23 protein-coding genes and 1 pseudogene are annotated in these 25,853 nt (G+C 70.7%); 13 read left to right on the plus strand and 11 right to left on the minus strand.

Going from position 1 to position 25,853, the window contains the following annotated elements:
- A partial coding sequence (locus JHN45_RS34510) for an SDR family NAD(P)-dependent oxidoreductase (RefSeq protein ID WP_201053088.1) occupies positions 1 to 596 on the minus strand: 596 nt, incomplete at its 3' end.
- 1 nt (position 597) lies between these two features.
- Entirely contained in the window at positions 598 to 1,371 is a 774-nt protein-coding gene (locus JHN45_RS34515; RefSeq protein WP_307783281.1) for an SDR family oxidoreductase, read from the minus strand.
- 85 nt (positions 1,372 to 1,456) lie between these two features.
- Between JHN45_RS34515 and JHN45_RS34520 the strand changes: the two genes are divergently transcribed.
- The 6 genes from JHN45_RS34520 to JHN45_RS34545 are packed head-to-tail and all read left to right on the plus strand — an operon-like array spanning position 1,457 to position 5,429.
- On the plus strand, positions 1,457 to 2,242 hold the full coding sequence (locus JHN45_RS34520) for an enoyl-CoA hydratase family protein (protein ID WP_201053090.1): 786 nt from the start codon (positions 1,457 to 1,459) through the stop codon (positions 2,240 to 2,242).
- A complete protein-coding gene (locus JHN45_RS34525) occupies positions 2,235 to 3,083 on the plus strand; it encodes a CoA transferase subunit A (protein ID WP_201053097.1) in 849 nt (282 codons plus the stop codon). The genes JHN45_RS34520 and JHN45_RS34525 overlap by 8 nt, the downstream gene beginning before the upstream one ends.
- A complete protein-coding gene (locus JHN45_RS34530) occupies positions 3,083 to 3,811 on the plus strand; it encodes a CoA-transferase subunit beta (protein WP_201053099.1) in 729 nt (242 codons plus the stop codon). Before JHN45_RS34525 ends, JHN45_RS34530 begins: the two co-directional genes overlap by 1 nt.
- Positions 3,811 to 4,863, plus strand: coding sequence for a nitronate monooxygenase family protein (locus JHN45_RS34535; RefSeq protein ID WP_200716474.1), 1,053 nt, complete (start codon positions 3,811 to 3,813; stop codon positions 4,861 to 4,863). Before JHN45_RS34530 ends, JHN45_RS34535 begins: the two co-directional genes overlap by 1 nt.
- Positions 4,864 to 4,896: 33 nt before the next feature.
- Positions 4,897 to 5,163: a type II toxin-antitoxin system Phd/YefM family antitoxin gene (locus JHN45_RS34540; protein WP_201053101.1), complete on the plus strand. Its 267-nt coding sequence runs from the start codon at positions 4,897 to 4,899 to the stop codon at positions 5,161 to 5,163.
- A complete protein-coding gene (locus JHN45_RS34545) occupies positions 5,160 to 5,429 on the plus strand; it encodes a type II toxin-antitoxin system RelE/ParE family toxin (protein WP_201053102.1) in 270 nt (89 codons plus the stop codon). Before JHN45_RS34540 ends, JHN45_RS34545 begins: the two co-directional genes overlap by 4 nt.
- 29 nt (positions 5,430 to 5,458) lie before the next feature.
- On the opposite strand, the gene JHN45_RS34550 is transcribed toward JHN45_RS34545, so the two are convergent.
- The 3 genes from JHN45_RS34550 to JHN45_RS34560 are packed head-to-tail and all read right to left on the minus strand — an operon-like array spanning position 5,459 to position 8,079.
- Positions 5,459 to 6,616, minus strand: coding sequence for an acetyl-CoA C-acetyltransferase (locus JHN45_RS34550; protein ID WP_200716477.1), 1,158 nt, complete (start codon positions 6,614 to 6,616; stop codon positions 5,459 to 5,461).
- Between the two features lie 26 nt (positions 6,617 to 6,642).
- Complete coding sequence (locus tag JHN45_RS34555; protein WP_201053104.1) at positions 6,643 to 7,254, minus strand: TetR/AcrR family transcriptional regulator; 612 nt, start codon at positions 7,252 to 7,254, stop codon at positions 6,643 to 6,645.
- A gap of 39 nt (positions 7,255 to 7,293) precedes the next feature.
- Entirely contained in the window at positions 7,294 to 8,079 is a 786-nt protein-coding gene (locus JHN45_RS34560) for an SDR family oxidoreductase (protein WP_201053107.1), read from the minus strand.
- Positions 8,080 to 8,127: 48 nt separating this feature from the next.
- Here JHN45_RS34560 and JHN45_RS34565 point away from each other — a divergent pair, with 48 nt between their 5' ends.
- On the plus strand, positions 8,128 to 9,267 hold the full coding sequence (locus JHN45_RS34565; protein ID WP_201053109.1) for an acyl-CoA dehydrogenase family protein: 1,140 nt from the start codon (positions 8,128 to 8,130) through the stop codon (positions 9,265 to 9,267).
- Entirely contained in the window at positions 9,267 to 10,229 is a 963-nt protein-coding gene (locus JHN45_RS34570; RefSeq protein ID WP_201053111.1) for an acyl-CoA dehydrogenase family protein, read from the plus strand. The genes JHN45_RS34565 and JHN45_RS34570 overlap by 1 nt, the downstream gene beginning before the upstream one ends.
- Here the strand turns inward: JHN45_RS34570 and JHN45_RS34575 are convergent.
- From JHN45_RS34575 to JHN45_RS34585, 3 genes are read right to left on the minus strand one after another with little or no spacing between them, the layout of a single operon-like run.
- Positions 10,204 to 11,853: a cytochrome bc complex cytochrome b subunit gene (locus tag JHN45_RS34575; protein WP_201053113.1), complete on the minus strand. Its 1,650-nt coding sequence runs from the start codon at positions 11,851 to 11,853 to the stop codon at positions 10,204 to 10,206. The genes JHN45_RS34570 and JHN45_RS34575 overlap by 26 nt on opposite strands.
- Positions 11,854 to 11,906: 53 nt before the next feature.
- Entirely contained in the window at positions 11,907 to 12,470 is a 564-nt protein-coding gene (locus tag JHN45_RS34580; RefSeq protein WP_201053114.1) for a HutD family protein, read from the minus strand.
- 5 nt (positions 12,471 to 12,475) lie between these two features.
- Complete coding sequence (locus JHN45_RS34585) at positions 12,476 to 13,195, minus strand: VWA domain-containing protein (protein WP_201053116.1); 720 nt, start codon at positions 13,193 to 13,195, stop codon at positions 12,476 to 12,478.
- A gap of 115 nt (positions 13,196 to 13,310) precedes the next feature.
- Here JHN45_RS34585 and JHN45_RS34590 point away from each other — a divergent pair, with 115 nt between their 5' ends.
- Entirely contained in the window at positions 13,311 to 14,150 is an 840-nt protein-coding gene (locus tag JHN45_RS34590; protein ID WP_201053118.1) for a chitosanase, read from the plus strand.
- A 128-nt stretch (positions 14,151 to 14,278) separates the two neighbouring features.
- On the opposite strand, the gene JHN45_RS34595 is transcribed toward JHN45_RS34590, so the two are convergent.
- The 3 genes from JHN45_RS34595 to JHN45_RS34605 form a co-directional block, all read right to left on the minus strand.
- Positions 14,279 to 15,742, minus strand: a complete 1,464-nt coding sequence (locus JHN45_RS34595) for a glutamate synthase subunit beta (protein WP_201053120.1) — start codon at positions 15,740 to 15,742, stop codon at positions 14,279 to 14,281.
- Complete coding sequence (gene gltB, locus JHN45_RS34600; RefSeq protein WP_200716487.1) at positions 15,735 to 20,330, minus strand: glutamate synthase large subunit; 4,596 nt, start codon at positions 20,328 to 20,330, stop codon at positions 15,735 to 15,737. The genes JHN45_RS34595 and gltB overlap by 8 nt, the downstream gene beginning before the upstream one ends.
- Before the next feature lie 365 nt (positions 20,331 to 20,695).
- Positions 20,696 to 21,427, minus strand: coding sequence for a VIT1/CCC1 transporter family protein (locus JHN45_RS34605; protein ID WP_201053122.1), 732 nt, complete (start codon positions 21,425 to 21,427; stop codon positions 20,696 to 20,698).
- A 281-nt stretch (positions 21,428 to 21,708) separates the two neighbouring features.
- Here JHN45_RS34605 and JHN45_RS34610 point away from each other — a divergent pair, with 281 nt between their 5' ends.
- The 4 genes and pseudogenes from JHN45_RS34610 to JHN45_RS34625 all read left to right on the plus strand — a co-directional run.
- Positions 21,709 to 22,782 (plus strand): ADP-ribosylglycohydrolase family protein, encoded by a 1,074-nt coding sequence (locus tag JHN45_RS34610; RefSeq protein ID WP_201053124.1) that lies wholly within the window; start codon positions 21,709 to 21,711, stop codon positions 22,780 to 22,782.
- Complete coding sequence (locus JHN45_RS34615) at positions 22,779 to 24,221, plus strand: ADP-ribosylglycohydrolase family protein (protein ID WP_374195657.1); 1,443 nt, start codon at positions 22,779 to 22,781, stop codon at positions 24,219 to 24,221. The genes JHN45_RS34610 and JHN45_RS34615 overlap by 4 nt, the downstream gene beginning before the upstream one ends.
- Before the next feature lie 8 nt (positions 24,222 to 24,229).
- Complete coding sequence (locus JHN45_RS34620) at positions 24,230 to 25,414, plus strand: ADP-ribosylglycohydrolase family protein (protein WP_201053126.1); 1,185 nt, start codon at positions 24,230 to 24,232, stop codon at positions 25,412 to 25,414.
- Positions 25,402 to 25,853 (plus strand): annotated as a pseudogene (locus JHN45_RS34625) (ADP-ribosylglycohydrolase family protein); the annotation flags it as partial. The gene JHN45_RS34620 and the pseudogene JHN45_RS34625, both read left to right, overlap by 13 nt.

Consider the following 25,853-nt stretch of genomic DNA (forward strand, 5'->3'; position numbering starts at 1 on the left):
TTGACCTGGACGCCGTAGCGGGAGAGTTCGGCCGCCGCTACGAGAGTGAGGCCCACGATGCCGGCCTTGGCCGCGCTGTAGTTGCCCTGTCCCACCGAGCCCAACAGGCCTGCTCCGCTGCTGGTGTTGATGATCCGCGCGGTGGGGGTGCGGCCCGCCTTGGACTCGGCGCGCCAGTACGCGGCGGCGTGTTTCAGGGGCAGGAAGTGGCCCTTCAGGTGGACGCGGAGCACCGCGTCCCAGTCGTCCTCGTCGAGGTTGACGAGCATCCGGTCGCGCAGGTAACCCGCGTTGTTGACGAGGGTGTCGAGGCGGCCGTAGGTCTCCAGTGCGGTCGTCACCAGGGACGCGGCGCCGGTGCCGGTGGCGATGTCGCCGCCGTGGGCCACCGCCTCGCCGCCCGCCGCGCGGATCTCCGCGACGACCTGGGCGGCGGGGCTGTCGGGGTCCGGGGTGCCGTCGAGACCGACGCCGAGGTCGTTGACGACGACCCTGGCGCCCTCGGCGGCGAAGGCGAGGGCGTGGGCGCGGCCCAGGCCGCGGCCCGCGCCGGTGACGACGACGACCCGGCCGTCGCAGAGAGCACTGGCACTCATCTCACGTCTCCTTGTTGGCAGTTGCGGCGTCAAGAAACGCGGGCCGCTCCCCGCCCCCGTGCACCAGGAGGCTCGCGCCGCTGATGTACGCGGCGGCGGGGGAAGCAAGGAAGACCGCCGCCGCGCCCACGTCGGTGGGGTCGGCGAGGCGGCCGAGCGGGACGGTGCGGGAGACGGCCTCGATGGCGTCCTCGCCGCCGTAGTGCAGGTGGGACGACTCCGTGCGGACCATGCCGACGACGAGGGTGTTGACGCGGATGTCCGGCGCCCACTCCACCGCCATCGAACGGGCCAGGTTCTCCAGTCCGGCCTTGGCCGCCCCGTATGCCGCCGAGCCGGGCGAGGGACGGCTGCCGCTGACGCTGCCGATCATCACGACCGAGCCCTTGGCCCGCCTGAGGTGTTCGTACGCGGCGAGGGAGGCGGTGAGCGGGGCGAGGAGGTTCAACTCTATGATCCGCGCGTGGCGTTCGGCCGTCGCGTCGACGAGCGGGCGGTAGGGCGCGCCGCCCGCGTTGTTGACGAGGACGTCGAGCCGGGGCAGCGCGGCGAAGAACTCCCGTACGGCGTCCGGGTCGCGCAGGTCGAGGGGGCTGAACTCGGTTCCCCGGACGGGGACTTCGGGTGGTTTGCGCGCGCAGGTCAGTACCTGGGCACCGGCCTCGACGAAGGCGCGCGCGATACCGGCGCCGACGCCTCGGGTGCCGCCGGTGACGAGGACGGTACGGCCGTTCAACGGGTGGTCGGGCGAGTCGTCCGTATGAGGGTTGTCCACAGGGTCTCCCGCTCGGATTCTGCGACTGCTAGCTTCGAAGCCTCACACCTAACAAATGTTTGGTGGAAAGGTAGCTGATGCGTCCATGGGTGTCTCCACCTCGTTCCCGGAAACCCGGGGAAACCGGGAAAACCCCTCCGCCGACAAGGGAGTTGCCGTCGTCACGGTCGACTTCCCGCCGGTGAACGCGCTGCCGGTGGACGGCTGGTTCGCGCTGGCCGACGCCGTGCGCGCGGCGGGCCGCGATCCCGGCGTGCGCTGTGTGGTGCTGGCGGCCGAGGGGCGGGGCTTCAACGCGGGCGTGGACATCAAGGAGATACAGGCGCGCGGACGGTCGGCCCTGGTCGGGGTGAACCGGGGCTGTTTCGAGGCGTTCGCCGCGGTGTACGAGTGCGAGGTGCCCGTGGTGGCGGCCGTGCAGGGCTTCTGCCTGGGCGGGGGCATCGGGTTGGTGGGGAACGCGGACGTGATCGTGGCGAGCGAGGACGCGACCTTCGGGCTGCCCGAGCTGGACCGGGGCGCGCTGGGTGCCGCCACGCATCTGGCCCGGCTGGTCCCCCAGCATCTGATGCGCGCCCTGTACTACACCTCGCGCACGGCGACGGCGGCCGAGCTGCACGCGCACGGCTCGGTGTGGCGGGTCGTACCGCGCGATGAGCTGCTGTCCGCCGCACTGGAGTTGGCGGCCGAGATAGCCGCCAAGGACGGCGAGCTGATCCGGCTCGCCAAGTCCGCGATCAACGGCATCGACCCCGTCGACGTCCGCCGCAGCTACCGCTTCGAGCAGGGCTTCACCTTCGAGGCGAACGTCAGCGGGGTGGCCGACCGGGTCCGCGACACCTTCGGGAAGGAGGGTGCCGAAAGTGGCTGACAAGACGATGACCGCCGACGAGGTCGTCTCGCGGCTGGCGAGCGGCATGACCCTGGGCATCGGCGGCTGGGGTTCCCGCCGCAAGCCGATGTCGCTGGTCCGAGCGCTGTTACGGAGCGACATCGGCGATCTCACCCTGGTGTCGTACGGCGGCCCGGACGTCGGGATGCTGGTGGCGGCCGGCCGGGTCCGCAGGCTGGTGGCGCCCTTCGTCACCCTCGATTCCGTCCCGCTCGAACCGCACTACCGGGCGGGTCGCGAGCGCGGGGAGTTCGAGCTGACGGAGGTCGACGAGGGCATGTTCATGTGGGGCCTGCGCGCGGCGGCGCACCGGCTGCCGTTCCTGCCGGTGCGCGCGGGGATCGGCTCGGACGTCATGCGGGTCAACCCCGGTCTGCGGACGGTGACTTCGCCGTACGAGGACGGGGAGACGTTCGTGGCGATGCCCGCGCTGCGCCTGGACGCGGCGCTGGTGCACGTCAACCGGGCCGACCGGCTGGGCAACGGGCAGTATCTGGGCCCGGACCCGTACTTCGACGACCTGTTCTGCGAGGCGGCGGACGCGGCCTATCTCTCCTGCGAACGGATCGTGGACACGGCCGAGTTGACGAAGGAGGCGCCGTCGCAGTCCCTGCTCGTCAAGCGGCTGAACGTCACCGGGGTCGTCGAGGCGCCCGGCGGCGCCCACTTCACGTCGTGCGCCCCCGACCACGGCAGGGACGAGGACTTCCAGCGGCTGTACGCGACGACACCCTGGGCGGAGTTCGCCGAGCGCTTCCTCGCCGGGGACGAGGCGGACTATCGGTCGGCCGTGCGCAACTGGCAGGAGGAACAAGGGTGATGGAGGTACTGCGTTCCGAATACTGCGTGATCGCCTGTGCGGAGGCGTGGCGTGACGCCGGTGAGATCCTGGCCAGCCCCATGGGCTTGATCCCGTCCGTCGGCGCGCGGCTGGCCCGGCTCACCTTCGCGCCCGACCTGTTGCTGACCGACGGCGAGGCGATGATCGTCCGTCCGGACGGGACACCGGAAGGCTGGTTGCCGTACCGGCAACACCTCGCCCTGGTGTCCGGTGGACGCCGGCACGTGATGATGGGCGCGAGCCAGATCGACCGGTACGGCAACCAGAACATCTCGTGCATCGGTGACTGGGCGCGCCCTAAACGGCAGTTGCTCGGAGTGCGCGGGGCGCCGATCAACACACTGAACAATCCGACGAGTTACTGGATACCGAAGCACTCCCGACGGGTGTTCGTGGAGAAGGTCGACATGGTGTGCGGGGTGGGGTACGACCGGGTCGCCGAGCACCCGGGGACGGCCCGCTTCCACCGCATCCCCCGGGTCGTCTCCGACCTCGGCGTGTTCGACTTCGCGACCCCGGACCGCTCGATGCGGCTGGCCTCGCTGCATCCGGGGGTCACGGTGGAGCAGGTCAGGGAGGCGACCGGGTTCGAGCTGACGGTCCCGGACGAGGTTCCGCCGACCCGTGAACCCACCTCGGAGGAGCTGCGGTTGATCCGCGAGGTCATCGACCCGGCCGACACCCGCCGCAGAGAGGTGGCCGCCTGATGGAGACCGCGCTGACCAGGCTGGTCGGGGTGCGGCATCCGATCGTGCAGACGGGGATGGGCTGGGTGGCGGGTCCGCGTCTGGTGTCGGCCACCGCCAACGCGGGCGCGCTGGGCATCCTTGCCTCCGCGACCATGGACACCGACCGGCTCCGGGAGGCGATCCGGGAGGTCAAGTCCCGTACGGGGGCGCCGTTCGGGGTGAATCTGCGGGCGGACGCGGCGGACGCGGGCGACCGGGTGCGGATCATGATCGAGGAGGGCGTGCGGGTCGCGTCCTTCGCGCTCGCGCCGTCCGCCGAGCTGATCGCCGAGCTGAAGGAGGCGGGTGTGGTCGTGATCCCGTCGATCGGGGCGCGGCGGCACGCGGAGAAGGTCGCGGCGTGGGGCGCGGACGCGGTGATCGTGCAGGGCGGGGAGGGCGGCGGCCACACCGGGGAGGTGGCGACGACGGTGCTGCTGCCGCAGGTGGTGGACGCGGTGGACATACCGGTGGTGGCGGCGGGCGGCTTCTTCGACGGGCGGGGGCTGGTCGCGGCGCTGGCCTACGGGGCGGCGGGCGTCGCCATGGGCACCCGCTTCCTCCTCACCTCGGACTCGACGGTCCCGGACGCGGTGAAGGCGGCCTATCTGGCGGCGACGGTCAAGGACGTCACGGTCACGCGGGCGGTCGACGGCCTCCCGCACCGCATGCTCCGCACGGAACTGGTCGACGCCCTGGAGCACTCCGGCCGGGCGAGGACCCTGCTCCAGGCGATACGCCGGGCGGCCGGGTTCCGGAAGCTGTCCGGGCTCACCTGGCCGCAGCTGATACGCGACGGCCTCGCCATGAAGCACGGCAAGGAGCTGACCTGGAGCCAGGTGCTGCTCGCCGCGAACACGCCGATGCTGCTCAAGGCGTCGATGGTGGACGGCCGCACGGACCTCGGGGTGATGGCGTCCGGGCAGGTCGCCGGGGTGATCGACGACCTGCCGTCGTGCGCGGAGCTGGTGGCACGGGTGATGAAGGAGGCGGAGGAGGTGTTGTGGACGCTGGTGCGGGCCGACGCGTGACCATTTGTACACGCCGATGTGTACACTCGAAGCATGTCCGATGCCATGAACATCCGTGAAGCCCGCGCCGGATTCTCCGGGCTCCTCAGCAAGGCGGAGGCAGGCGAATCCACCGTCATCACACGCAACGGCACGCCGGTCGCGGCGCTTGTGCCCATGTCCGAATACGACGCGCTCGAGGAAGCCGCAGACGAACTGCTGGCCCGGGAGGCACGTCAGCATCTGGATGAGCCGACCGTGGGCATGGCGGAAGTCCTCGCCGACCTGTTCAGCGAGGACTCAGGACAGGGCGCCGTGTGAAGTACGCATTCCGATTCACGACCACAGCTCAACGGCAGCTTCGAACCGTCGATCGCACCAGCGCCATGCGCATCCTGACCGCGCTCACACGGCTCGGCGACGATCCATACCGTGACGACGCCGACGTCAAGAAGCTCTCCGGCCACGACGGGTTGTACCGGCTCCGAGTCGGCGACTTCCGCTTGGCCTACCGCATCGACGACGGTCGGCTGATCATTCTCGTCGTCAAGATCGGCAACCGCCGCGACGTGTACCGCTCCCTCTGATCACTTGGGCCCTCGACGCACCCGGCCCCTCACAGCCGTTCGATGATCGTCACGTTGGCCTGACCGCCGCCCTCGCACATGGTCTGGAGGCCGAACCGGCCGCCGGTGCGCTCCAGTTCGTGCAGGAGGGTGGTCATGAGCTTGACGCCGGTCGCGCCGAGGGGGTGGCCGAGGGCTATCGCGCCGCCGTTGACGTTGACCCTGTCGGGGTCGGCGCCCGTCTCCTTCAGCCAGGCGAGGACGACGGGTGCGAAGGCCTCGTTGATCTCGACGAGGTCGATGGCGTCGATGGTCAGGCCGGTCTTCTTCAGGGCGTGGGCGGTGGCCGGGATGGGGGCGGACAACATGCGGATCGGGTCCTCGCCCCGGACGGAGAGATGGTGGATACGGGCGCGGGGCGTCAACCCGTGTTCGCGTACGGCCCGTTCGGAGGCGAGCAGCATCGCCGCCGCGCCGTCGGAGACCTGGGAGGAGCAGGCGGCGGTGATGGTGCCGCCGTCCACGACCGGCTTCAGGCCGGCCATCTTCTCCAGCGAGGTGTCCCGGCGCGGGCCCTCGTCGACCGCCACCGCGCCGTAGGCCACCGTCTCGCGCTCGAAGCGGCCCTCGTCGATGGCGCGCAGGGCCCGCCGGTGCGAGCGGAGGGCGAACTCCTCCTGGTCCTGCCTGCTGATGCCCCACTTCGCGGCGATCATCTCGGCGCCGGCGAACTGGTTCACCGGCTGCGTCCCGTACCGGGCGCGCCAGCCCTCGCTGCCCGCGAAGGGGCCGTCCGTGAGGCCGAGCGGCAGGGCGGCCTGGCGGGACGCGAAGGCGATGGGGATCAGCGACATGTTCTGGACGCCACCCGCGACGACCAGGTCCTGGGTGCCGGACAGCACGCCCTGGGCCGCGAAGTGCACGGCCTGCTGCGAGGATCCGCACTGCCGGTCCACCGTCACGCCCGGCACCTCCTCGGGCAGCCCGGCCGCCAGCCAGGCGGTCCGCGCGATGTCCCCGGCCTGCGGCCCCACCGCGTCCAGACACCCGAAGACGACGTCCTCGACGGCGGCGGGATCGATCCCGGAGCGCGCGACCAGCTCCCCCAGCACATGCGCCCCGAGGTCGGCGGGATGGACCCCGCTGAGCCCTCCCCCGCGCCGCCCGACGGGCGTCCGGACCGCTTCGACGATGTAGGCCTCGGCCATGTCAACTCCCCATGCTTGCCCGTGAGTTACGTGCGTACGGCGATCCCGTCCAGCACCATCGACAGGTACTGCCGGGCGATCTCCTCGGCGCTGTGCTGTCCGCCCGGCCGGTACCAGGACGCGGCGACCCACACCGTGTCGCGGACGAACCGGTAGGTGAGCCGGACGTCTAGGTCGGCCCGGAAGACCTTGGCGGCGACCCCGCGCTCCAGCGTGGACAGCCACGCCTTCTCGAACTTGCGCTGCGACTCGGCGAGGAACGCGAACCGCTCCTGCGCGACCAGTTGCTTGCTCTCCTTCTGGTAGATCGCGACGGCCGCGCGGTGCCGGTCGATCTCCCGGAACGACTCGGTGACCAGGGCCTCCAGCGTCTCGCGCGGCCCCGACTCGGCGTCCAGGACGGTGTCGTAGCCGCTCCACAGCTCGTCGAGGAAGGTCCGCAGGATCTCCTCCAGCATCGATTCCTTGGAGTCGAAGTGGTAGTAGAGGCTGCCCGCGAGCATGCCCGCGTGGTCGGCGATCTTCCGTACGGTGGTGGCGTTGTAGCCCTGCTCGGCGAAGACCTCGGCCGCCGTGTCGAGGAGTTCACGGCGGCGGGCCGGAGCGGCGGTCACCGGGGGTTTCTTCTTGGTCGGCACGGGACCATTGTCGTGCCCCTCGCGTGACCTCCCGCGCCGCTACGCATGCTGGCTGCTCACGGAGACGACCTCGCCGGTCATGTACGAGGAGTAGTCCGAGGCCAGGAACACGATCACGTTGGCCACCTCCCAGGGCTCGGCGCACCGCCCGAAGGCCTCGCGCGCGGTGAGTTCGGCCAACAGCTCCGGGGTCGTCACCTTCACCAGGTGCGGGTGCATGGCGAGGCTCGGCGAGACCGCGTTGACCCGCACCCCGTACTCGGCGGCCTCGATCGCCGCGCAGCGGGTCAGTGCCATCACGCCGGCCTTGGCCGCCGCGTAGTGCGCCTGCCCGGCCTGGGCGCGCCAGCCGACGACGGAGGCGTTGTTGACGATCACCCCGCCGGTCGCGCGCATCGCGCGCAGGGCGGCCCGGGTGCAGCGGAAGGTGCCGTTCAACGTCACGTCCAGCACCTTCGACCACTGCTCGTCCGTCATGTCGACGAGGTCCGAAGTGCCGCCCAGGCCAGCGTTGTTGACGACGACGTCCAGCCGCCCGTGTGCCGCGACGGCCGCGTCGAACAGCGCCTCCACCTGCGTCTCGTCGGTGACGTCGCACGGCAGCGCGGCGACCGACTCCGCGCCGAACTCCCCGGCCAGCTCGGCCTCGTACTCCTTCAGCCGCCGCGTGTGCGCGTCGCTGATCAGCACCCGCGCGCCCTCCTGGAGGAAGCGGCGCGCGGTGGCCCCGCCGATCCCCGCGCCCGCGGCGGCGGTGACGACGGCTGTGCGCCCCTTCAGCAGCCCGTGCCCGGGGACGTATGCCGGACTCTCGACGCCTGTCATACGGCCACGCTAACCTACCAAACACTTGTTAGGGAAGGATGGTTGGCGATGGACCTCGACTTCGCTCCCGCCGAGGAGGCGTTCCGCGCCGAGGCTCGCGCCTGGCTGCGCGCGCATGTGCCGGCCACGCCGCTCCCCTCCCTGGAGACGAAGGAGGGCTTCGCCGCGCACCGCGTCTGGGAAGCCCAACTCGCGGCGGACCGTTGGTCGGTGGTGTCCTGGCCGGAGGAGTACGGCGGCCGGGGCGTCGACATCGTGCGGTGGCTGCTGTTCGAGGAGGAGTACTACGCGGCGGGCGCCCCGGGCCGGGTCGGCCAGAACGGCATCAACCTGCTCGCCCCGACCCTCTTCGACCACGGCACACGGGAGCAACGCGCACGTGTGCTGCCCTCGATGGCGACCGGCGAGGTGGTGTGGGCGCAGGCGTGGTCGGAGCCGGAGGCGGGTTCGGACCTGGCCTCGCTCACCTCGCGGGCGGTGCGCACGGGCGGCGGCTGGCTGCTGAGCGGGCAGAAGACGTGGTCGTCGCGGGCGGCCTTCGCGGACCGCGCGTTCGGCCTGTTCCGCAGCGAGCCGGAAACCCCGAAGCCCCAACAGGGCCTGACCTACCTGATGTTCGACCTGCGCGCGCCCGGCGTCACGGTCCGCCCGATCGGCCGCCTGGACGGCAGACCGGCCTTCGCGGAACTCTTCCTGGACGAGGTGTTCGTGCCCGACGAGGACGTGATCGGCGAGCCGGGCCAGGGCTGGCGGGTCGCCATGTCGACGGCCGGCAACGAACGCGGGCTCACCCTCCGCTCCCCCGGCCGCTTCCTCGCCTCCGCCGACCGTCTCCTCAACCTCTGGCGGGAACAGGGCAGTTCGGAAGCACTGCGCGACCGGGTGGCGGACGCGGTGATCGGCGCCCGCGCCTACCAGCTCTTCACCTACGCCAACGCCTCCCGTTTCCTGGACGGCGAGTCCATCGGCCCGGAGTCCAGCCTGAACAAGGTGTTCTGGTCCGAGTACGACATCGCCCTGCACGAGACGGCCCTCGAACTGCTCGGTCCGGAGGGTGAGTTGGCGGACACCGAATGGGCCGAGGGCTATGTCTTCTCCCTCGCGGGTCCCATCTACGCCGGTACGAACGAGATCCAGCGCGACATCATCGCCGAGCGCCTGCTCGGCCTGCCGAAGGGCCGCCGCTGATGCGCTTCCTCCTCGACCCCGAACAGCGGGCGTTCGCCGACTCGTTGAACGGCATGCTGACGGCCGCGGACACCCCGTCGGTCGTACGGTCCTGGAGCCGCGGCGAGCATGCGAGCGGGCGCTCGCTGTGGCGCCGGGTCGCGGGGGCCGGGGTGTTCGCACTCGCGGTGCCCGAGGCGTACGAGGGGCTGGGTCCCCGGCCGGTCGAACTCGCGTTGGCGTTCGTGGAGTTGGGTCGGCACGCGGTTCCGGGGCCACTGGTGGAGACGGTCATGGCGGCGGCGCTGCTGACCGAACCCGGCCCGGCCAAGCGCCTGTTGCCCGCGCTGGCGGCGGGCGGGGCGATGGCCACGGCGGCGCCGGCGGGGTCGTACGCGCTGGACGGTGACGTGGCGACGATCCGGCTGAGCTGGGACACCGACGGGCTGCGGCTGGCGCCCGGGCACGACGGACCGGTGCGCGCCTCCCTCGACCCGGCGCGCCGTCTCACCCGTCTGCTCCCGGGCGGTGAACTCCTCACCCCGGAGCCGCCGTTGGCGCACGCCCTCACCTGGGCCCGGCTGGCCACCGCCGCTCAGGCACTCGGCGTCGGCCTCGCCCTGCTCGACCGGACCGTCGCCTACGTCAAGCAGCGCACCCAATTCGGGGTTCCCGTGGGCTCGTTCCAGGCGGTGAAGCATCAACTGGCCGATGCGAAGATCGCGTTGGAGTTCGCGCGTCCGCTGGTCTTCGGCGCCGCGCTCACCATGGACCCGGCCGATGTGGCCGCCGCGAAGGTCACGGCGTGCGAGGCGGCGTACCGGACCGCCCGTACAGCGCTTCAACTGCACGGTGCGATCGGGTACACCGCCGAGTACGACCTGTCCCTGTGGCTGACCAAGGCCCGTGCCCTGCGTGCGAGTTGGGGCGACCCGGGTGAATGCCGGGCGATCGTGCTCAGTGGTGGTGATCGCCGCTCGTGAGTTCCTTGTACTCCTCCACCGTCGGCTTGGCGATGCGCGTCTCCGGTCCGAACATCGCCTTGGCGAGCCGGGCCCGTACCCGCTGTCCGCCCTTGACCTGGCGCCGCACGCCGTTCGCGTCGACGAGCGGGCCGATCTCGTAGGGCGGTTCCTGTTCGTGCTGGGTGAGTCTGAACAGCTCGTCCTGCGCGAGGGGTTCGTGGACCTCCACGTACTCGCCGTGCGGCAGCATCTTGATGAGGCCGGACTCGCGGCCGTGCAACACCTTGTCCCGGTCCCGGCGTTGGAGTCCCATGCAGACGCGCTTGGTGACGAGGAAGGCGGCCACCGGCATCACGAAGAAAGAGACCCGTACGAACCAAGTGATCGCGTTGATCGAGAGGTTGAGATGGGTGGCGACCACGTCGTTGCCGCCGCCGATCAGCAGCACGCCGTACAGGCTCAGCCAGGCCACGCCGAGTCCGGTGCGCACGGGCATGTTGCGCGGGCGGTCCAGGATGTGGTGTTCGCGTTTGTCGCCGGTGATCCAGGCCTCGATGAAGGGGTAGGCGCCGATGGCGGCGAGGATCAGCGGGAAGAGCGTGAAGGGGATGAAGACGCCCAACTCCAGTGTGTGGCCCCAGGCGTCGATCTCCCATCCCGGCATCACGCGGATCAGTCCCTCGGAGAAGCCGAGATACCAGTCGGGCTGGGCGCCGGTCGTCACCAGGTCGGGGCGGTAAGGGCCGAACGCCCACACGGGGTTGATGCTGGCGATGCCGCCCATGATGGCGAGCACCCCGAAGACGAGGAAGAAGAAGCCGCCCGCCTTGGCCATGTAGACGGGCAGGAAGGGCATGCCGACCACGCTCTTCTGGTCGCGTCCGGGCCCGGGGTACTGCGTGTGCTTGTGGTAGAAGACCAGGATCAGATGCGCGACCACCAGGCCCAGCATGATCCCGGGCAGCACCAGGACATGGATCGGGAAGAGCCGCGAGATGATGTCGTGCCCCGGGAACTCCCCGCCGAACAGGAACATCGACATGTACGTCCCGACGATCGGCACGGACAGGATCGCGCCGTCCGCGAAGCGGATACCGGTGCCGGACAGCAGGTCGTCGGGGAGCGAGTAGCCGGTCAGGCCGGTGATGATGCCGAGGAACAACAGGGTCCAGCCGAACACCCAGTTGAGCTCGCGCGGCTTGCGGTAGGCGCCGGTGAAGAACACCCGCATCATGTGGATGAGCATGCCCGCGATGAAGACGACGGCCGCCCAGTGGTGGATCTGCCGGATCAGCAGTCCGCCGCGCACGTCGAAGCTGATGTCGAGCGTGGACTCGAACGCCCGGGTCATCGGGATGCCGTTCAACGGCGTGTACGAGCCGTGGTAGATGACCTCGACGCCGCTCGGCTCGAAGAACAGGGTGAGATAGACGCCGGTCAGGATCAGGATGATGAAGCTGTAGAGGCAGATCTCGCCCAGCATGAAGGACCAGTGGTCCGGGAAGACCTTGCGCATATTGGCCTTGGCCAGCGCGTACAGCCCGAGCCGTCCGTCCGCCCAGTCGGCGAGCTTCTCCCCCTTGCCCGCCTCGCCCGGCCGTCCGCCGCCCGCTGTGCCGTTCACCGATCGTGCGCCGTCCATACGTTCGCCGCCTCCCCGTCCGGATCACCCCACAGGGTGTCACGGGGGCCGGGCTAAGCCAACGGTGCGTCAGCGGGCAATGACAGCCCGATCACGGCGGTACGACCGCGGGCGTGCAGTACGGCCTCCTCGTCGCCCAACTTCACGGCGTCGTACGGCCCGAGGGTCACCCCGGCCACTTCCGCGACCCCGTCCAGCGCCACCGCCAGGGCGCCCGCGCACACCCGCAGCCGCCCCCGGACGACGGCGACCGTGGGGGCCGTAGCGACCGCGCCCCGGCGCCACATGACGTTGAGGTTGACGACCGGGCCGTCCAGCAAGCGGCCTTCGGTCGGCAGGTCGCCCCTGAAGTCGTGTGGCACATAAGGGGAGTTGACGAGCACCCGCTCGCCGCCCACGGTGAGGTCCATGCCCGCGCCGTCGACGACGGTCAGGGTGCGGTCGACGTCGGGGAAGGCGGAGAACGGTCCGTCAGCCCGGACCTCGGCGAGGCTCACCCGCCACACGAAGTCGTCCATGCCGGAGCCCTCGGGCCAGGCGGCGATCTCCCGGGTCACACCGCCACCGTTCTTCCAGGGCACGGCAGTTCGCGCCGAGGCGGGCAGGAGGCGGGTCACCGGGCTCACTGGACGATCCCCCGCTCGCGTGCCGCCGACAGCCACTGCGGGAACTCGCCCACGAGCCGGTCGTAGAGCTCCGTGTCGGACATCTTCAGCGGGTCCGAACCGGCGTGGAAGAAGCCCGCGTTGTCGATGGCACGCTTCTGCGGCACCGCCAACTCGTCGAGTCTGCGCAGGAATTCGAACTGCTTGCTCTTCGCGTCGCCGAAGCCGACGAATTGCCAGAACATCGGCAGCTTCGCGGCCTTGCACACATACCGTTCCGCGGCGAGCTTGTTGATCGGGCCGCCGTCCGTCTGGAACACGACGAGCGCGGGCTCCTTGGAGCCGCTGTCGAGGTAGTGGTCGATGACGGCGTCCATGGCGAGGTGATAGCTCGTCTTGCCCATGTGCCCAAGTCCGGCCACTATGCGGTCGATCCGGCCCGCGTGGTCGGCGAGCGCGATGTCCGAGACGGCGTCGACGTCCGTCGAGAAGAAGACGACCGGCACGGTCCCGTCGTCGTCCAGGTGCGCGGACAGGCCCAACACCCGGTCGGCGAGGGCCTGCACGCTGCCGTCCTTGTAGTACGGCTTCATGGAACCCGAGTAGTCGACCACCAGGTAGACGGCCGCCCGCTGCCCGTCCAGCCCGTGCTTGCGGAGCGAGACCCCGGCGCTCTTGTACAGGCTGACCAGCGCGGGCGCGGTCTCCTCGACCTTGCTGAGCGAGATCGCGGCCACTGGGGCTCCCTTCGGATCACGGCGAAAGGATCGAGATTACGCCACGCAGGTCCGGCAGTCCCCATGTCCCCCCAACCCACGGAATAAGGGACGTAACCGCCCCTACTCTGGCCCCATGAAACGCGTCGGCGTCCTGATCCTCGCCGCCGTACCCGTCGTCCTCCTCGCGGCGACGGCCTACGGCTCCTCAACCACCGCCCACGACGACCCGCGGCCCGCGCACCCGGCCGCCGCGGCGCAGCGGAGAGCGCCCGAGGGGCTGGCCGCGCCGGCCATGAAGAACCTCGCGCAGGAGCTGGTGGCCAGCGCCGAGAACTCGACGCTCAACTGGCGCAGCGCGTACGGATATGTGCAGGACATCGGCGACGGCCAGGGCTACACGGCGGGCATCATCGGCTTCTGCACCGGCACCCACGACCTGCTCGTCCTCGTCGAGCGCTACACCGCCGCCCACCCCGACAACGGCCTCGCCCGCTACCTCCCCGCCCTGCGCAAGGTCGACGGCACGGACTCCCACGAGGGCCTGGACCCCGGCTTCCCGGCCGCCTGGCGCGCCGAGGCGAAGGTCCCCGCGTTCCAGACGGCACAGGACGCGGAACGCGACCGCATCTACTTCGACCCGGCGGTCGCCGCCGCCAAACGCGACGGCCTGGGCCCGCTGGGGCAGTTCATCTACTACGACGCGATGGTCTTCCACGGCCCGGGCACGGACGGCTTCTACGGCATCCGCACACGCGCGATGCAACGGGCCGAGCCCCCGGCCCAAGGCGGCGACGAGAAGGCCTACTTGAGCACCTTCCTCGACGTCCGCCGCGCCACGATGCGAGCCAAGCACCCCGGCATCGACACCTCCCGCGTGGACACGGCCCAGCGGAAGTTCCTGGACGAGGGGAACCTGGGGCTGCGTCCGCCGTTGGTGTGGAAGGTGTACGGGGAGACGTATCGGGTGCCCTAGAAGTGAGGGCGGACGCGCCGCGGCGCCTGCCGGTCCGGTCGGGGACTGAGCAAGCGCCGCGCTCTGTTCCGCACCCCATTGTGCGGGACGTCTGTTGAGGGGATTCCCCCTCGATTTTCCTGGTGCCGTCAGACCATCAGCGAGCGGTCCGTCGGGCGGATCGGGGCCGGGAGTTCGCTGGCGCCGGTGAGGAAGCGGTCGACGCCGCGGGCGGCCGAGCGGCCCTCCGCGATGGCCCAGACGATGAGGGACTGGCCGCGGCCCGCGTCACCGGCGACGAAGACGCCGGGGACGTTGGTCTGGAAGTCGGCGTCGCGGGCGATGTTGCCGCGCTCGTCGAGGTCCAGGGCGAACTGGTCGACGAGACCGTTCTCGCGGTCGGTGCCGGTGAACCCCATGGCCAGAGTGACCAGTTGGGCGGGGATCTTCCGCTCGGTGCCCGGCTTCTGGGTCAGCCTGCCGTCGACGAACTCGACCTCGACGAGGTGCAGCCACTGGACGTTGCCGTCCTCGTCGCCCTCGAAGTGGGTGGTGTTGACGGAGTAGACCCGCTCACCGCCCTCCTCGTGCGCGGACGTCACCTTGTAGAGCATCGGGAAGGTCGGCCACGGCTGCGAGACCGCGTTCCGCTCGTCGCCGGGGCGGGGCATGATCTCCAACTGCGTGACGGAGGCGGCGCCTTGGCGGTGCGCCGTACCGACGCAGTCCGCGCCGGTGTCGCCGCCGCCGATGACGACGACGTGCTTGCCCGCGGCCGAGACCGGGGTGGTGACGTAGTCGCCCTCCTGCACCTTGTTGGACAGGGGCAGGTACTCCATCGCCTGGTAGACACCGGTCAACTCCCGCCCGGGGACGGGGAGATCACGCGCGGTGGTGGCACCGGCGGCGATGACGACGGCGTCGTAGCGCTTGCGCAGGTCGGTGGCCTTGAGGTCGCGGCCGATCTCGACGCCCGTGCGGAAGCGGGTGCCCTCCGCGCGCATCTGCTCGATACGGCGGTTGATGTGCCGCTTCTCCATCTTGAACTCGGGGATGCCGTAGCGCAGGAGGCCGCCGATGCGGTCCGCGCGCTCGTACACCGCGACCGTGTGGCCGGCCCGGGTCAGCTGCTGGGCGGCGGCGAGGCCCGCCGGGCCCGAGCCGACGACCGCGACGGTCTTGCCGGAGAGGCGCTCCGGGGCCTGGGGGGCGACGTCGCCCGTCTCCCAGGCCTTGTCGATGATGGAGACCTCGACGTTCTTGATGGTGACCGGCGGCTGGTTGATGCCCAGCACGCACGCCGACTCGCAGGGAGCCGGGCACAACCGCCCCGTGAATTCAGGGAAGTTGTTGGTGGCGTGGAGGCGCTCGGAGGCGGCCGTCCAGTCACCGCGGTAGGCGTAGTCGTTCCACTCGGGGATGAGGTTCCCCAGCGGACAGCCGTTGTGGCAGAACGGGATGCCGCAGTCCATGCAGCGGCCGGCCTGCTTGCCGATGATCGGGAGCAGGGAACCGGGGACGTAGACCTCGTTCCAGTCCTTCAACCGGACGTCCACGGGACGGGACTTGGCGACCTCGCGCCCGTGGTTCAGAAAGCCCTTCGGGTCAGCCATTGATCGCCGCCTCCATCATCTTCTCGGTGATCTCGGTCTCGGAGAGACCCGCTCGCTCGGCGGCGTCCTTGGCGGCGAGCACTGCCTTGTATGCGCTGGGGATGATCTTGCTGAAGCGGTCCACGGAGACGGCCCACTCGGCGAGCAGCTTCTCGGCGACCGTGGAACCGGTCTCCTCGGCGTGGCGGCGCACCACGTCGTGCAGCCACTGCTTGTCGGTGTCGTCCAACTCGCTTACGGCGCCCGCGTTTCCGACGTTGACGTTGTCGGGGTTCAGGTCGATGACGTAGGCGATGCCGCCGGACATGCCCGCCGCGAAGTTGCGGCCGGTCTCGCCGAGCACGACGGCCCGGCCGCCGGTCATGTACTCGCAGCCGTGGTCGCCCACGCCCTCGGAGACCACGGTGGCACCGGAGTTGCGGACACAGAACCGCTCGCCGGTACGGCCGCGCAGGAACAGTTCGCCGCCCGTCGCGCCGTAGGCGATGGTGTTGCCCGCGATGGTGGAGAACTCGGCGAGGTGGTCGGCGCCCCGGTCGGGGCGGACGATGACCCGGCCGCCCGAAAGGCCCTTGCCGACATAGTCGTTGGCGTCGCCCTCCAGGCGCAGCGTGACACCGCGCGGGAGGAAGGCGCCGAAGGACTGGCCGGCGGAACCGGTGAAGGTGATGTCGATGGTGTCGTCGGGCAGCCCTGCCCCGCCGAACTTCTTCGTCACCTCGTGGCCGAGCATCGTGCCGACCGTGCGGTTGATGTTGCGGATCGCGACCTGGGCGCGGACCGGCTGGGCGTCGGTGGCGCTGGATGCGGCCAGCGCGTCGGCGGCGAGCTTGATCAGCTCGTTGTCGAGTGCCTTCTCCAGGCCGTGGTCCTGCTGGATGACCTGGTGGAGGGCTGCGCCGTCCGGGAGTTCGGGGACGTAGAAGAGGGGGGCCAGGTCCAGGCCCTGTGCCTTCCAGTGGTGGACGGCGCGCTCGACGTCCAGCGTGCCCGCCTGGCCGACGGCCTCCTCGATGGTGCGGAAGCCCAGCTCGGCGAGGATCTCGCGGACCTCTTCGGCGATGAACTGGAAGAAGTTCACGACGTATTCGGCCTTGCCGGCGAACCGGTCGCGCAGCACCGGGTTCTGCGTGGCGATGCCGACCGGGCAGGTGTCCAGGTGGCAGACGCGCATCATGACGCAGCCGGAGACGACGAGCGGCGCGGTCGCGAAACCGAACTCCTCGGCGCCGAGCAGCGCGGCGATGACGACGTCACGGCCGGTCTTGAGCTGGCCGTCCGTCTGGACCACGATCCGGTCGCGAAGTCCGTTGAGCAGCAGGGTCTGTTGGGTCTCGGCGAGGCCCAACTCCCAAGGTCCACCGGCGTGCTTGAGCGACGTGAGGGGCGAGGCGCCCGTACCGCCGTCGTGGCCGGAGATGAGGACGACGTCCGCGTGGGCCTTCGACACACCCGCGGCGACCGTGCCGACACCGACCTCGGAGACCAGCTTGACGTGGATCCGCGCCTGCGGGTTCGCGTTCTTCAGGTCGTGGATCAGCTGGGCGAGGTCTTCGATGGAGTAGATGTCGTGGTGCGGCGGCGGGGAGATCAGACCGACACCGGGGGTGCTGTGACGCGTCTTCGCGACCCACGGGTAGACCTTGTGGCCGGGCAGCTGGCCGCCCTCGCCGGGCTTGGCGCCCTGGGCCATCTTGATCTGGATGTCGTCCGCGTTGACCAGGTACTCGGAGGTCACGCCGAAGCGGCCGGAGGCGACCTGCTTGATGGCGCTGCGCCGGGCCGGGTCGTAGAGCCGGTCCGCGTCCTCGCCGCCCTCACCGGTGTTGGACTTGCCGCCCAGCTGGTTCATGGCGATGGCGAGCGTCTCGTGCGCCTCCAGGGAGATGGAGCCGTACGACATGGCGCCGGTGGAGAAGCGCTTGACGATCTCGGAGACGGGCTCGACCTCGTCGATGGAGATCGACGGGCGGTCCGACTTGAAGCCGAAGAGGCCGCGCAGCGTCATCAGCCGCTCGGACTGCTCGTTCACGCGGTCCGTGTACTTCTTGAAGATGTCGTAGCGGTTGGTGCGCGTCGAGTGCTGGAGGCGGAAGACCGTCTCCGGGTCGAACAGGTGCGGCTCGCCCTCGCGGCGCCACTGGTACTCGCCGCCTATGTCGAGGGCGCGGTGCGCGGGCGCGATGCCGCTCGCCGGGTACGCCTTCGCGTGCCGGGCGGCGACCTCCTTGGCGATGACGTCGATGCCGACGCCGCCGATCTTGGTGGCCGTACCGCTGAAGTAGCTGTTGACGAACTGCTCGTCGAGGCCGACCGCTTCGAAGACCTGGGCGCCCCGGTAGGAGGCGACCGTCGAGATGCCCATCTTGGACATGACCTTGAGGACGCCCTTGCCGAGCGCGTAGATCAGGTTGCGGATGGCCTGCTCGGCCTCGATGTCGGTGAGGAAGGTGCCCGCGCGGACGAGGTCCTCGACGGACTCCATCGCCAGGTACGGGTTGACGGCCGCGGCGCCGAAGCCGATGAGCAGGGCGACGTGGTGGACCTCGCGCACGTCACCGGCCTCGACCAGCAGGCCCACCTGGGTGCGCTGCTTGGTGCGGATGAGGTGGTGGTGGACGGCGGCGGTGAGCAGCAGCGAGGGGATCGGCGCGTGCTCGGCGTCGGAGTGCCGGTCCGAGAGGACGATCAGCCGGGCGCCGTTCTCGATGGCCGCGTCGGCCTCGGTGCAGATCTCGGCGAGGCGGGCGGCGAGGGCGTCGCCGCCGCCGGAGACCCGGTACAGGCCGGAGAGGGTCGCGGCCTTCATACCGGGCATGTCGCCGTCGGCGTTGATGTGGATGAGCTTGGCCAGCTCGTCGTTGTCGATCACCGGGAAGGGCAGGGTGACGCTACGACAGGACGCGGCCGTCGGCTCCAGCAGGTTGCTCGCCGGACCGAGGGACGAGCGCAGGGAGGTCACGAGCTCTTCCCTGATCGCGTCCAGCGGCGGGTTGGTGACCTGCGCGAACAGCTGGGTGAAGTAGTCGAAGAGCAGGCGCGGGCGCGAGGACAGCGCGGCGATCGGCGAGTCGGTGCCCATCGAGCCGATCGGCTCGGCACCGGCCTTGGCCATCGGCGCGAGGATGACGCGCAGCTCCTCCTCGGTGTAGCCGAAGGTCTGCTGGCGGCGGGTGACCGAGGCGTGCGTGTGCACGATGTGCTCGCGCTCGGGCAGGTCGGACAGCTCGATCTCGCCGGCTTCGAGCCACTCGGCGTACGGCTTCTCGGCGGCGAGGCCGGCCTTGATCTCGTCGTCCTCGATGATGCGGTGCTCGGCGGTGTCCACGAGGAACATGCGGCCGGGCTGGAGGCGGCCCTTGCGGACGACCTTCGCGGGGTCGATGTCGAGGACGCCGACCTCGGAGCCGAGGACGACGAGGCCGTCGTCGGTGACCCAGTAGCGGCCGGGGCGCAGGCCGTTGCGGTCGAGGACCGCGCCGACCTGGGTGCCGTCGGTGAAGGTGACACAGGCCGGGCCGTCCCAGGGCTCCATCATCGTGGAGTGGAACTGGTAGAAGGCGCGGCGGGCCGGGTCCATGGAGTCGTGGTTCTCCCACGCCTCCGGGATCATCATCAGCACGGAGTGGGGCAGCGAACGCCCACCGAGGTGGAGCAGCTCCAGCACCTCGTCGAAGGACGCGGAGTCGGACGCCTCGGGCGTGCAGATCGGGAAGATCCGGTCGATCTTGTCCTGGTCGCCGAAGAGGTCGGAGGCGATCTGGGACTCGCGGGCCGCCATCCAGTTGCGGTTGCCCTTGACCGTGTTGATCTCGCCGTTGTGCGCGACGAAGCGGTACGGGTGGGCGAGCGGCCACGACGGGAACGTGTTGGTGGAGAACCGGGAGTGCACGAGCGAGATCGCGGAGGCGAAGCGCCGGTCGGACAGGTCCGGGAAGAAGGGCTCCAGCTGACCGGTGGTGAGCATGCCCTTGTAGACGATGGTCCGCGCGGAGAGCGACGGGAAGTAGACACCGGCCTCACGCTCGGCGCGCTTGCGCAGCGCGAAGGCCTTGCGGTCGAGGTCGATGCCCTGGGTCTCGCCGTCGCTCACGAAGACCTGCCGGAAGAGCGGCATGGTGGAGCGGGCGGTGGCACCGAGGAGTTCGGGCGCGGTCGGGACCTCGCGCCAGCCGAGGACGGTGAGGCCCTCTTCGGCGGCGACCGTCTCGATCTGTGAGACGGCGGCGTCCGCGCCGTCCGGGGGCAGGAAGGCGATGCCGACCGCGTAGCCGCCGGCGGCGGGGAGGTCGAATCCGGCCACCTCGCGGAAGAAGGCGTCAGGCACCTGGGACAGGATGCCCGCGCCGTCGCCGGAGTCGGGCTCTGCGCCCGTCGCACCGCGGTGCTCCAGGTTGCGCAGCACCGTGAGCGCCTGCTCGACCAGCGCGTGGCTCGCCTCGCCGGTGAGGGTGGCCACGAAGCCGACGCCACAGGCGTCGTGCTCGTTGCGGGGGTCGTACATACCCTGCGCGGCAGGGCGAGCATCCATGAAGGACCAGTTCTGGCCATTCGTGGGCTGCTGGGACGGCTGGCGCGGCGTACGCATCGGCTCTCCCGTCGTCGTCGTGGCATATGCATGGGCATAGGGACGACGTTGGCCCTCTGCGGGTAAGCGCAAAATTTCGTGCAGGTTACATGATGGAACGGTTCTCGGGAACCGGATACTCCGTTCCAACATGCGGACGCCGCGGGGTGGCGGCGGTGCACCGCATCAGCGGTGGAGATGAAGGGGACCAAAGCGGACAGATCGATGTCCGCCGGACCAGGGCAGAGGGAGCGTCGTCGCCCATCCCGCGGGTGCGCCCCGGGCGTCGTTGCCCGCAGCGCTTACGGCTCATGCCCAGTGGTTAAGCGTTCGAAACCAGCGGGTAACGGCTACTTATGCAGACCACCGCATAAGTGCGCGTCGAGCTATCCTACGACCGTTCCGAACAAGGTGCCCAGGGCGTACGTCACACCGGCCGCCGCACCGCCCAGCACGAGCTGCCGCAACCCGCTGAACCACCAGGTCCGCGCGGTCACCCGGGCCACCACCGCACCACAGCCGAACAGCCCGACGAACGCGAGCAGCAGCGCCGGCCACAGCGCGGTCGCCCCGAGCAGGAACGGCAGTACGGGAAGCAGCGCGCCCAGCGCGAACGACCCGAAGGACGACACGGCGGCGACGAGCGGCGAGGGCAGATCGCCCGGGTCGATGCCCAGCTCCTCGCGGGCGTGTATCTCCAGGGCCTGCTCGGGATCGCGCGAGAGCTGCCGGGCGACTTCGCGGGCGAGCGCGGCCTCGACCCCGCGGCTCTCGTAGAGGGAGGCGAGCTCGCTCTCCTCGTCCTCCGGGTGCTTGCGCAACTCCCGCCGCTCGACGTCGAGTTCGGCCTCGACGAGTTCCCGCTGGGAGGCCACGGAGGTGTACTCGCCGGCCGCCATGGAGAAGGCACCGGCGGCGAGACCGGCCAGTCCGGTGATGACGACGGTCTGATGACTTACGGCACCGCCGACGACTCCGGTCATCAGCGCGAGGTTGGAGACGAGACCGTCCATCGCGCCGAACACGGCGGGGCGCAGCCAGCCGCCGTTCACATCGCGGTGGGTGTGGTTGTCTCGGTGCGCCTCGTGAAGCGTCGCCTCGGTCTCGATGATGGCCATGCGCTGATCCCCCAGGGGCTAAGGTGAGGCTAAGTTTAGACAAGTTCTACTCTTCGACAACACTGAACATACGCCGATCATTTCCCGCCCACCAGCAAGGAAAGGCTGGGCTAACCAGCACCTTTACCCTCGAACGCTCATCCGAGCCAGCTACCCATCAAATGTCGACCGGGTGATGCTGCGCTCCGTCAGGCTCTGCCGAAGGCCTCCCGTGGGAGACATCCGCAAAGGGTTCCGCGCCCTGAGGCGCTCTGAGGGAACCCCGTAGGGAGAGGCCGCGTATGGCATCGATCGCCTGCATTCCCCCGGTCCCGGCGCCCAAGAACGCCACCGAACTCCGCGAACGGGCACGCGGCGCGCTGCTCGGTCTGGCGGTCGGGGACGCCCTCGGCGCACCGGCGGAGAACATGAAGCCCTCAGAGATCCGCGCCCGCTGGGGCCGTATCGAGGGATACGTGGCGGAGAACCCGGCGGGCACGGACGACACCGAGTACGCGATCTTCTCCGGCCTGCTCCTGGCCCGCCACGGTTCAGCCCTCACCCCCTCCCATGTGGAGGCGGCCTGGCACGAGTGGATCGCGGACCGGGACGAGGGCCCGTTCCGGGGCGCGGGCTTCAGCGAACGCGGCACCCTGGAGAACCTCCGCCGGGGCCTCGCCGCCCCCATCTCCGCCCAGCACCGCCATGCCTGGAGCGACGGCCTGGCCATGCGGGCGGCCCCCTTCGGCGTCTTCGCGGCGGGCCGCCCCGCCGAGGCGGCCCGCCTGGTCGCGATCGACGGTTCGGTGAGCCACGACGGCGAGGGCATCTACGGCGGCCAGGCGGTCGCGGCGGGTGTGGCGGCGGCCATGGCGGGGGCCCCGACGATCGCGGTGGTGGCGTCAGCCCTGGCCGTGGTCCCGGACGACTCCTGGACGGCCCGCTCCCTGCGCCGCGCGGTGGCGGTCGCCCACCGCGGCGAACGCGCGGTCCGCTCCGCGGTGGTCATCGGCGGCTACCCCTGGACCGACCTGGCCCCCGAGGCCGTCGCCCTGGCCTTCGGCGCGTACGCGGCGGCGGACGGCGACTTCGTGGAGTCCGTCCTCACGGCGGTCAACATGGGCCGCGACGCGGACACGACGGCGGCGGTGGCGGGCGCGCTGGCGGGAGCGACGCGGGGCGCGTCGTCGATCCCCGCCGACTGGGCGTCGGCGATCGGCCCGGCACGGGGCAGCTGCCTGCCGGCGATGGCGGGCCATCACGTCCTGGACATCGCGGAGTTGCTGGTGCCGGGAGACGGCGGCAAGTGGGGTGCGGTGCGTCGAGGCCAGGGGGCGTACGTACTGGCGGCGGACGAGGACGAGGTACAGCCATGAGAACGACCAACGGCGAGGGGCTGACCGCAGAGAACGCGAACACCCCGCAGTACCCGACGGAACCGGGAGCGGCGAACGGCGATCCCGCCCCGCTGGGACCACCGCCACCCGCGGGGGCGGACGCCGATTGCGCCCCGCCCGCACTCACAGCGGTGGACGGCGAATCCGCACCAGCGGGACCCCCCGCACCCGACGACGAACCCCGCACACCCCACCAACCCGCAGCCGCCAACGGCGAACCCGCCCCACAGGGGCCACCCGCACCCGACAACGAAAGTCGCACGGGCGGTGCGGGTGGGAAAACGAAAGCCGATGGCGGAGCCGAGGCGGCTCGGATCGAGGGGCTGCTGCTCGGGCTTGCCTCAGGGGATGCCGCCGGTTGGCCCGCCGCGAGGCACCGGGCCGCTCGGATGCCGGAGTGGACCCGCCGGCTCACCCGTGAGCTGGACACCTTCGCCGAGCAGAACGCGACCACGACGCTCCCCGTCCCCATCGCCCTCAACCAACCGCCCGAGCCGCTCCGCCTGGGCCCCTCCGACGACGCCGAGTGGGCAGCGTTCGCCGCAGAGGCCGTACTACGAGCCGGGGACGACACGGTCCTCGGCGACCTCAGCAGAGAACGCCGGATGCGTGCTTCCATCGACCTCAGTTGGAACGCCGTAGCCAGCGAGGTGGCCGCCGCAGCGGACCGCGCCCCCGAGGTCGAGTCCGCCGTACTCCCCCTCCGCGCCCGCATCTCCGTCCGCGCCGGTCTCGGCAACCTCGCCGCCGGCCTCCGCCCGCCCGCCACCGGCCACGACAACCCCCACTACTTCGACGACGCGGCCTGCATCAGAGCCTGCGTTCTCGCCGTGGCGCACCCCGGCGATCCCCAACGCGCCGCCGCCCTCGCGGAGTTCGACGCCCGCTACACCCAGGACGGCGACGGAGTCCACGGCGCCAGGGCCATGGCGGCGGCCCTCGCACTCGCCCTGGTCGGCGTCGACGTCGACGACTGCGTCGCTGCCGCCCTCGCCGAACTCCCCGAAGCCACCGAGATCGGCCGCAACGCCCGCCACGCCCTGAAGTTGGCCCGGGACAGTGACAACGCGTTCGCCCTGATCCCCCTCCTGGAACACCAGATCGTGGACCACGTCTACAGCTACGGCATCGCCGCCGCCGAAACCGTCCCGGTCGCCCTCGCTCTCGCCACCGCGTCCCGCGGCCGTATCGCCGAAGCGGTCCCCGCCGCGGCCTGTCTCTCCCGCGTCGCCGACTCCGCTCCCGCCCTCGCGGGCGCCCTCACCGGCGCGTTGAGCGGTGGCCGAGCGATCCCGTCCACCTGGCGGGACGCCTGCCGCACCCTCTCCGGCTGCGCCCTCCCCCGCCTCACCGGCACCGACCTCGTAGAACTCGCCGAACTCCTGGAAGCCACACAACCGCCCCCACCAGGAGGATGATTCGGGGCATGACGCCCAAAGAATCCAAAGGACTCAAAGAGCCGGATAGCAGCCTTGAGGAGAAGATCGCCGGAGCCCTCGTCGGCGCCGCGGTCGGCGACGCCCTCGGCGGTCCCGTCGAGGGCTACTCCCCCGACCAGATCCTGGAACGCCACGGCGGTCGCGTCCACGGCATCGTCGGCCCCTGGAACGGTGACGCGTGGCGCACCGCCCGCCCCATCGCGCCGTACCACAAGGGCGACGGCCACGTCACCGACGACACCTTGATGACCCACGCGCTGGTACGGGTCTACGCGACCGTCCGCGACCACCTCGACGCGTACGCGATCGCCGACCACCTCGTCCCGGACCTGATGCAGAACCCGCGCTGGATCCCGGAGTTGGAGGCGGAGGCCATCCCCCTCCAGCGGATCTTCCTCGCCGAGAAGTGGCTCGCGACCCGTCTCCACTACGGCCATGTCGACCCCCGCGAGGCCGGCGTCGGCAACATCGTCAACTGCGGTGCCGCGATGTACATGGCACCGGTCGGCCTGGTCAACGCGGCCAATCCTGCCGGTGCTTACGCCGAGGCTATCGACATCGCGGGCGCGCACCAGTCGTCGTACGGCCGTGAGGCGGCCGGTGTCTTCGCGGCGGCCGTCGCCGCGGCCTGCGTACCGGGCGCGACCCCCGACTCGGTGGTCACCGCCTGCCTGGCCCTGGCGAAGGACGGCACGCGCACGGCCATCGAGAAAGTCTGCGAAGTGGCCGCCCGTCACTCGGACTTCGAGTCCGCGCTCGTCCCGCTGCGGGAGGCGATCGCGCCGTACGACACGGTGGGTCCCGACTACCGTTCCCCCTCCCTGGACGCCCGCCGTCCCTCCCGCACCCGTGCGATCGAGGAACTCCCGGTCGCGCTGGGCATGTTGGTGGTCTCCGGCGGCGACTACCGCCATGCGGTGCTGGGTTCGGTGAACTACGGCCGGGACTGCGACTCGATCGCGACGATGGCGGGTGCGGTGGCGGGCGCGCTCGGTTCGCCGGTTCCGCAGGACTGGTCGAAGACGGTCGCCGAGGCCAGCCGCCTGGACCTCTGGGAACCGGCGGCCACGCTCGCCCGGGTGACACGGGAGGTCTTCGAACAGGACGTCCGCCGACGCCGGGCCCACGAGGCGGCGTTCGCCGGGATCGGAGGGGAGCGGTGCTCCGACTGACCTGGGTCCAGCCGGAGGACCTGCTCGGCCACGAACTGCGCCAGGCCGCCCAGGACGGACGCGAGCCGTCGGCGATCGCGGCGCGCTGGCGGGCGGCGGGCGGAGCGGAGGCACCGGCCCGGGCGGGCGCGTCGGACCGACCCGCCTCCCGTTACCTCCGGTTGCTCGCGGAAGACCTGCTGGACGAACTGGCCGACCTGCCCAGCCGGTTGGCGGACCAGGAGCCGACGGACCTGGCGAGGATCAAGGCCCTGTGCCCCGACTGGCCCGCCCCACAAGCCACTTCCCCACCGCGCCCGGCCACCCTCCAGGCCGCCTGGCTGGGCCGGGCGCGGTGGGGAAGTGGCTTGTGGGGCGGGCCAGTCGGGGCACAGGGCCTTGATCCTCGCCAGGTCCGTCGGCTCCTGGTCCGCCAACCGGCTGGGCAGGTCGGCCAGTT

Origin of the sequence: Streptomyces sp. MBT53 (assembly GCF_016654115.1) — a bacterium.
Taxonomy (GTDB): domain Bacteria; phylum Actinomycetota; class Actinomycetes; order Streptomycetales; family Streptomycetaceae; genus Streptomyces.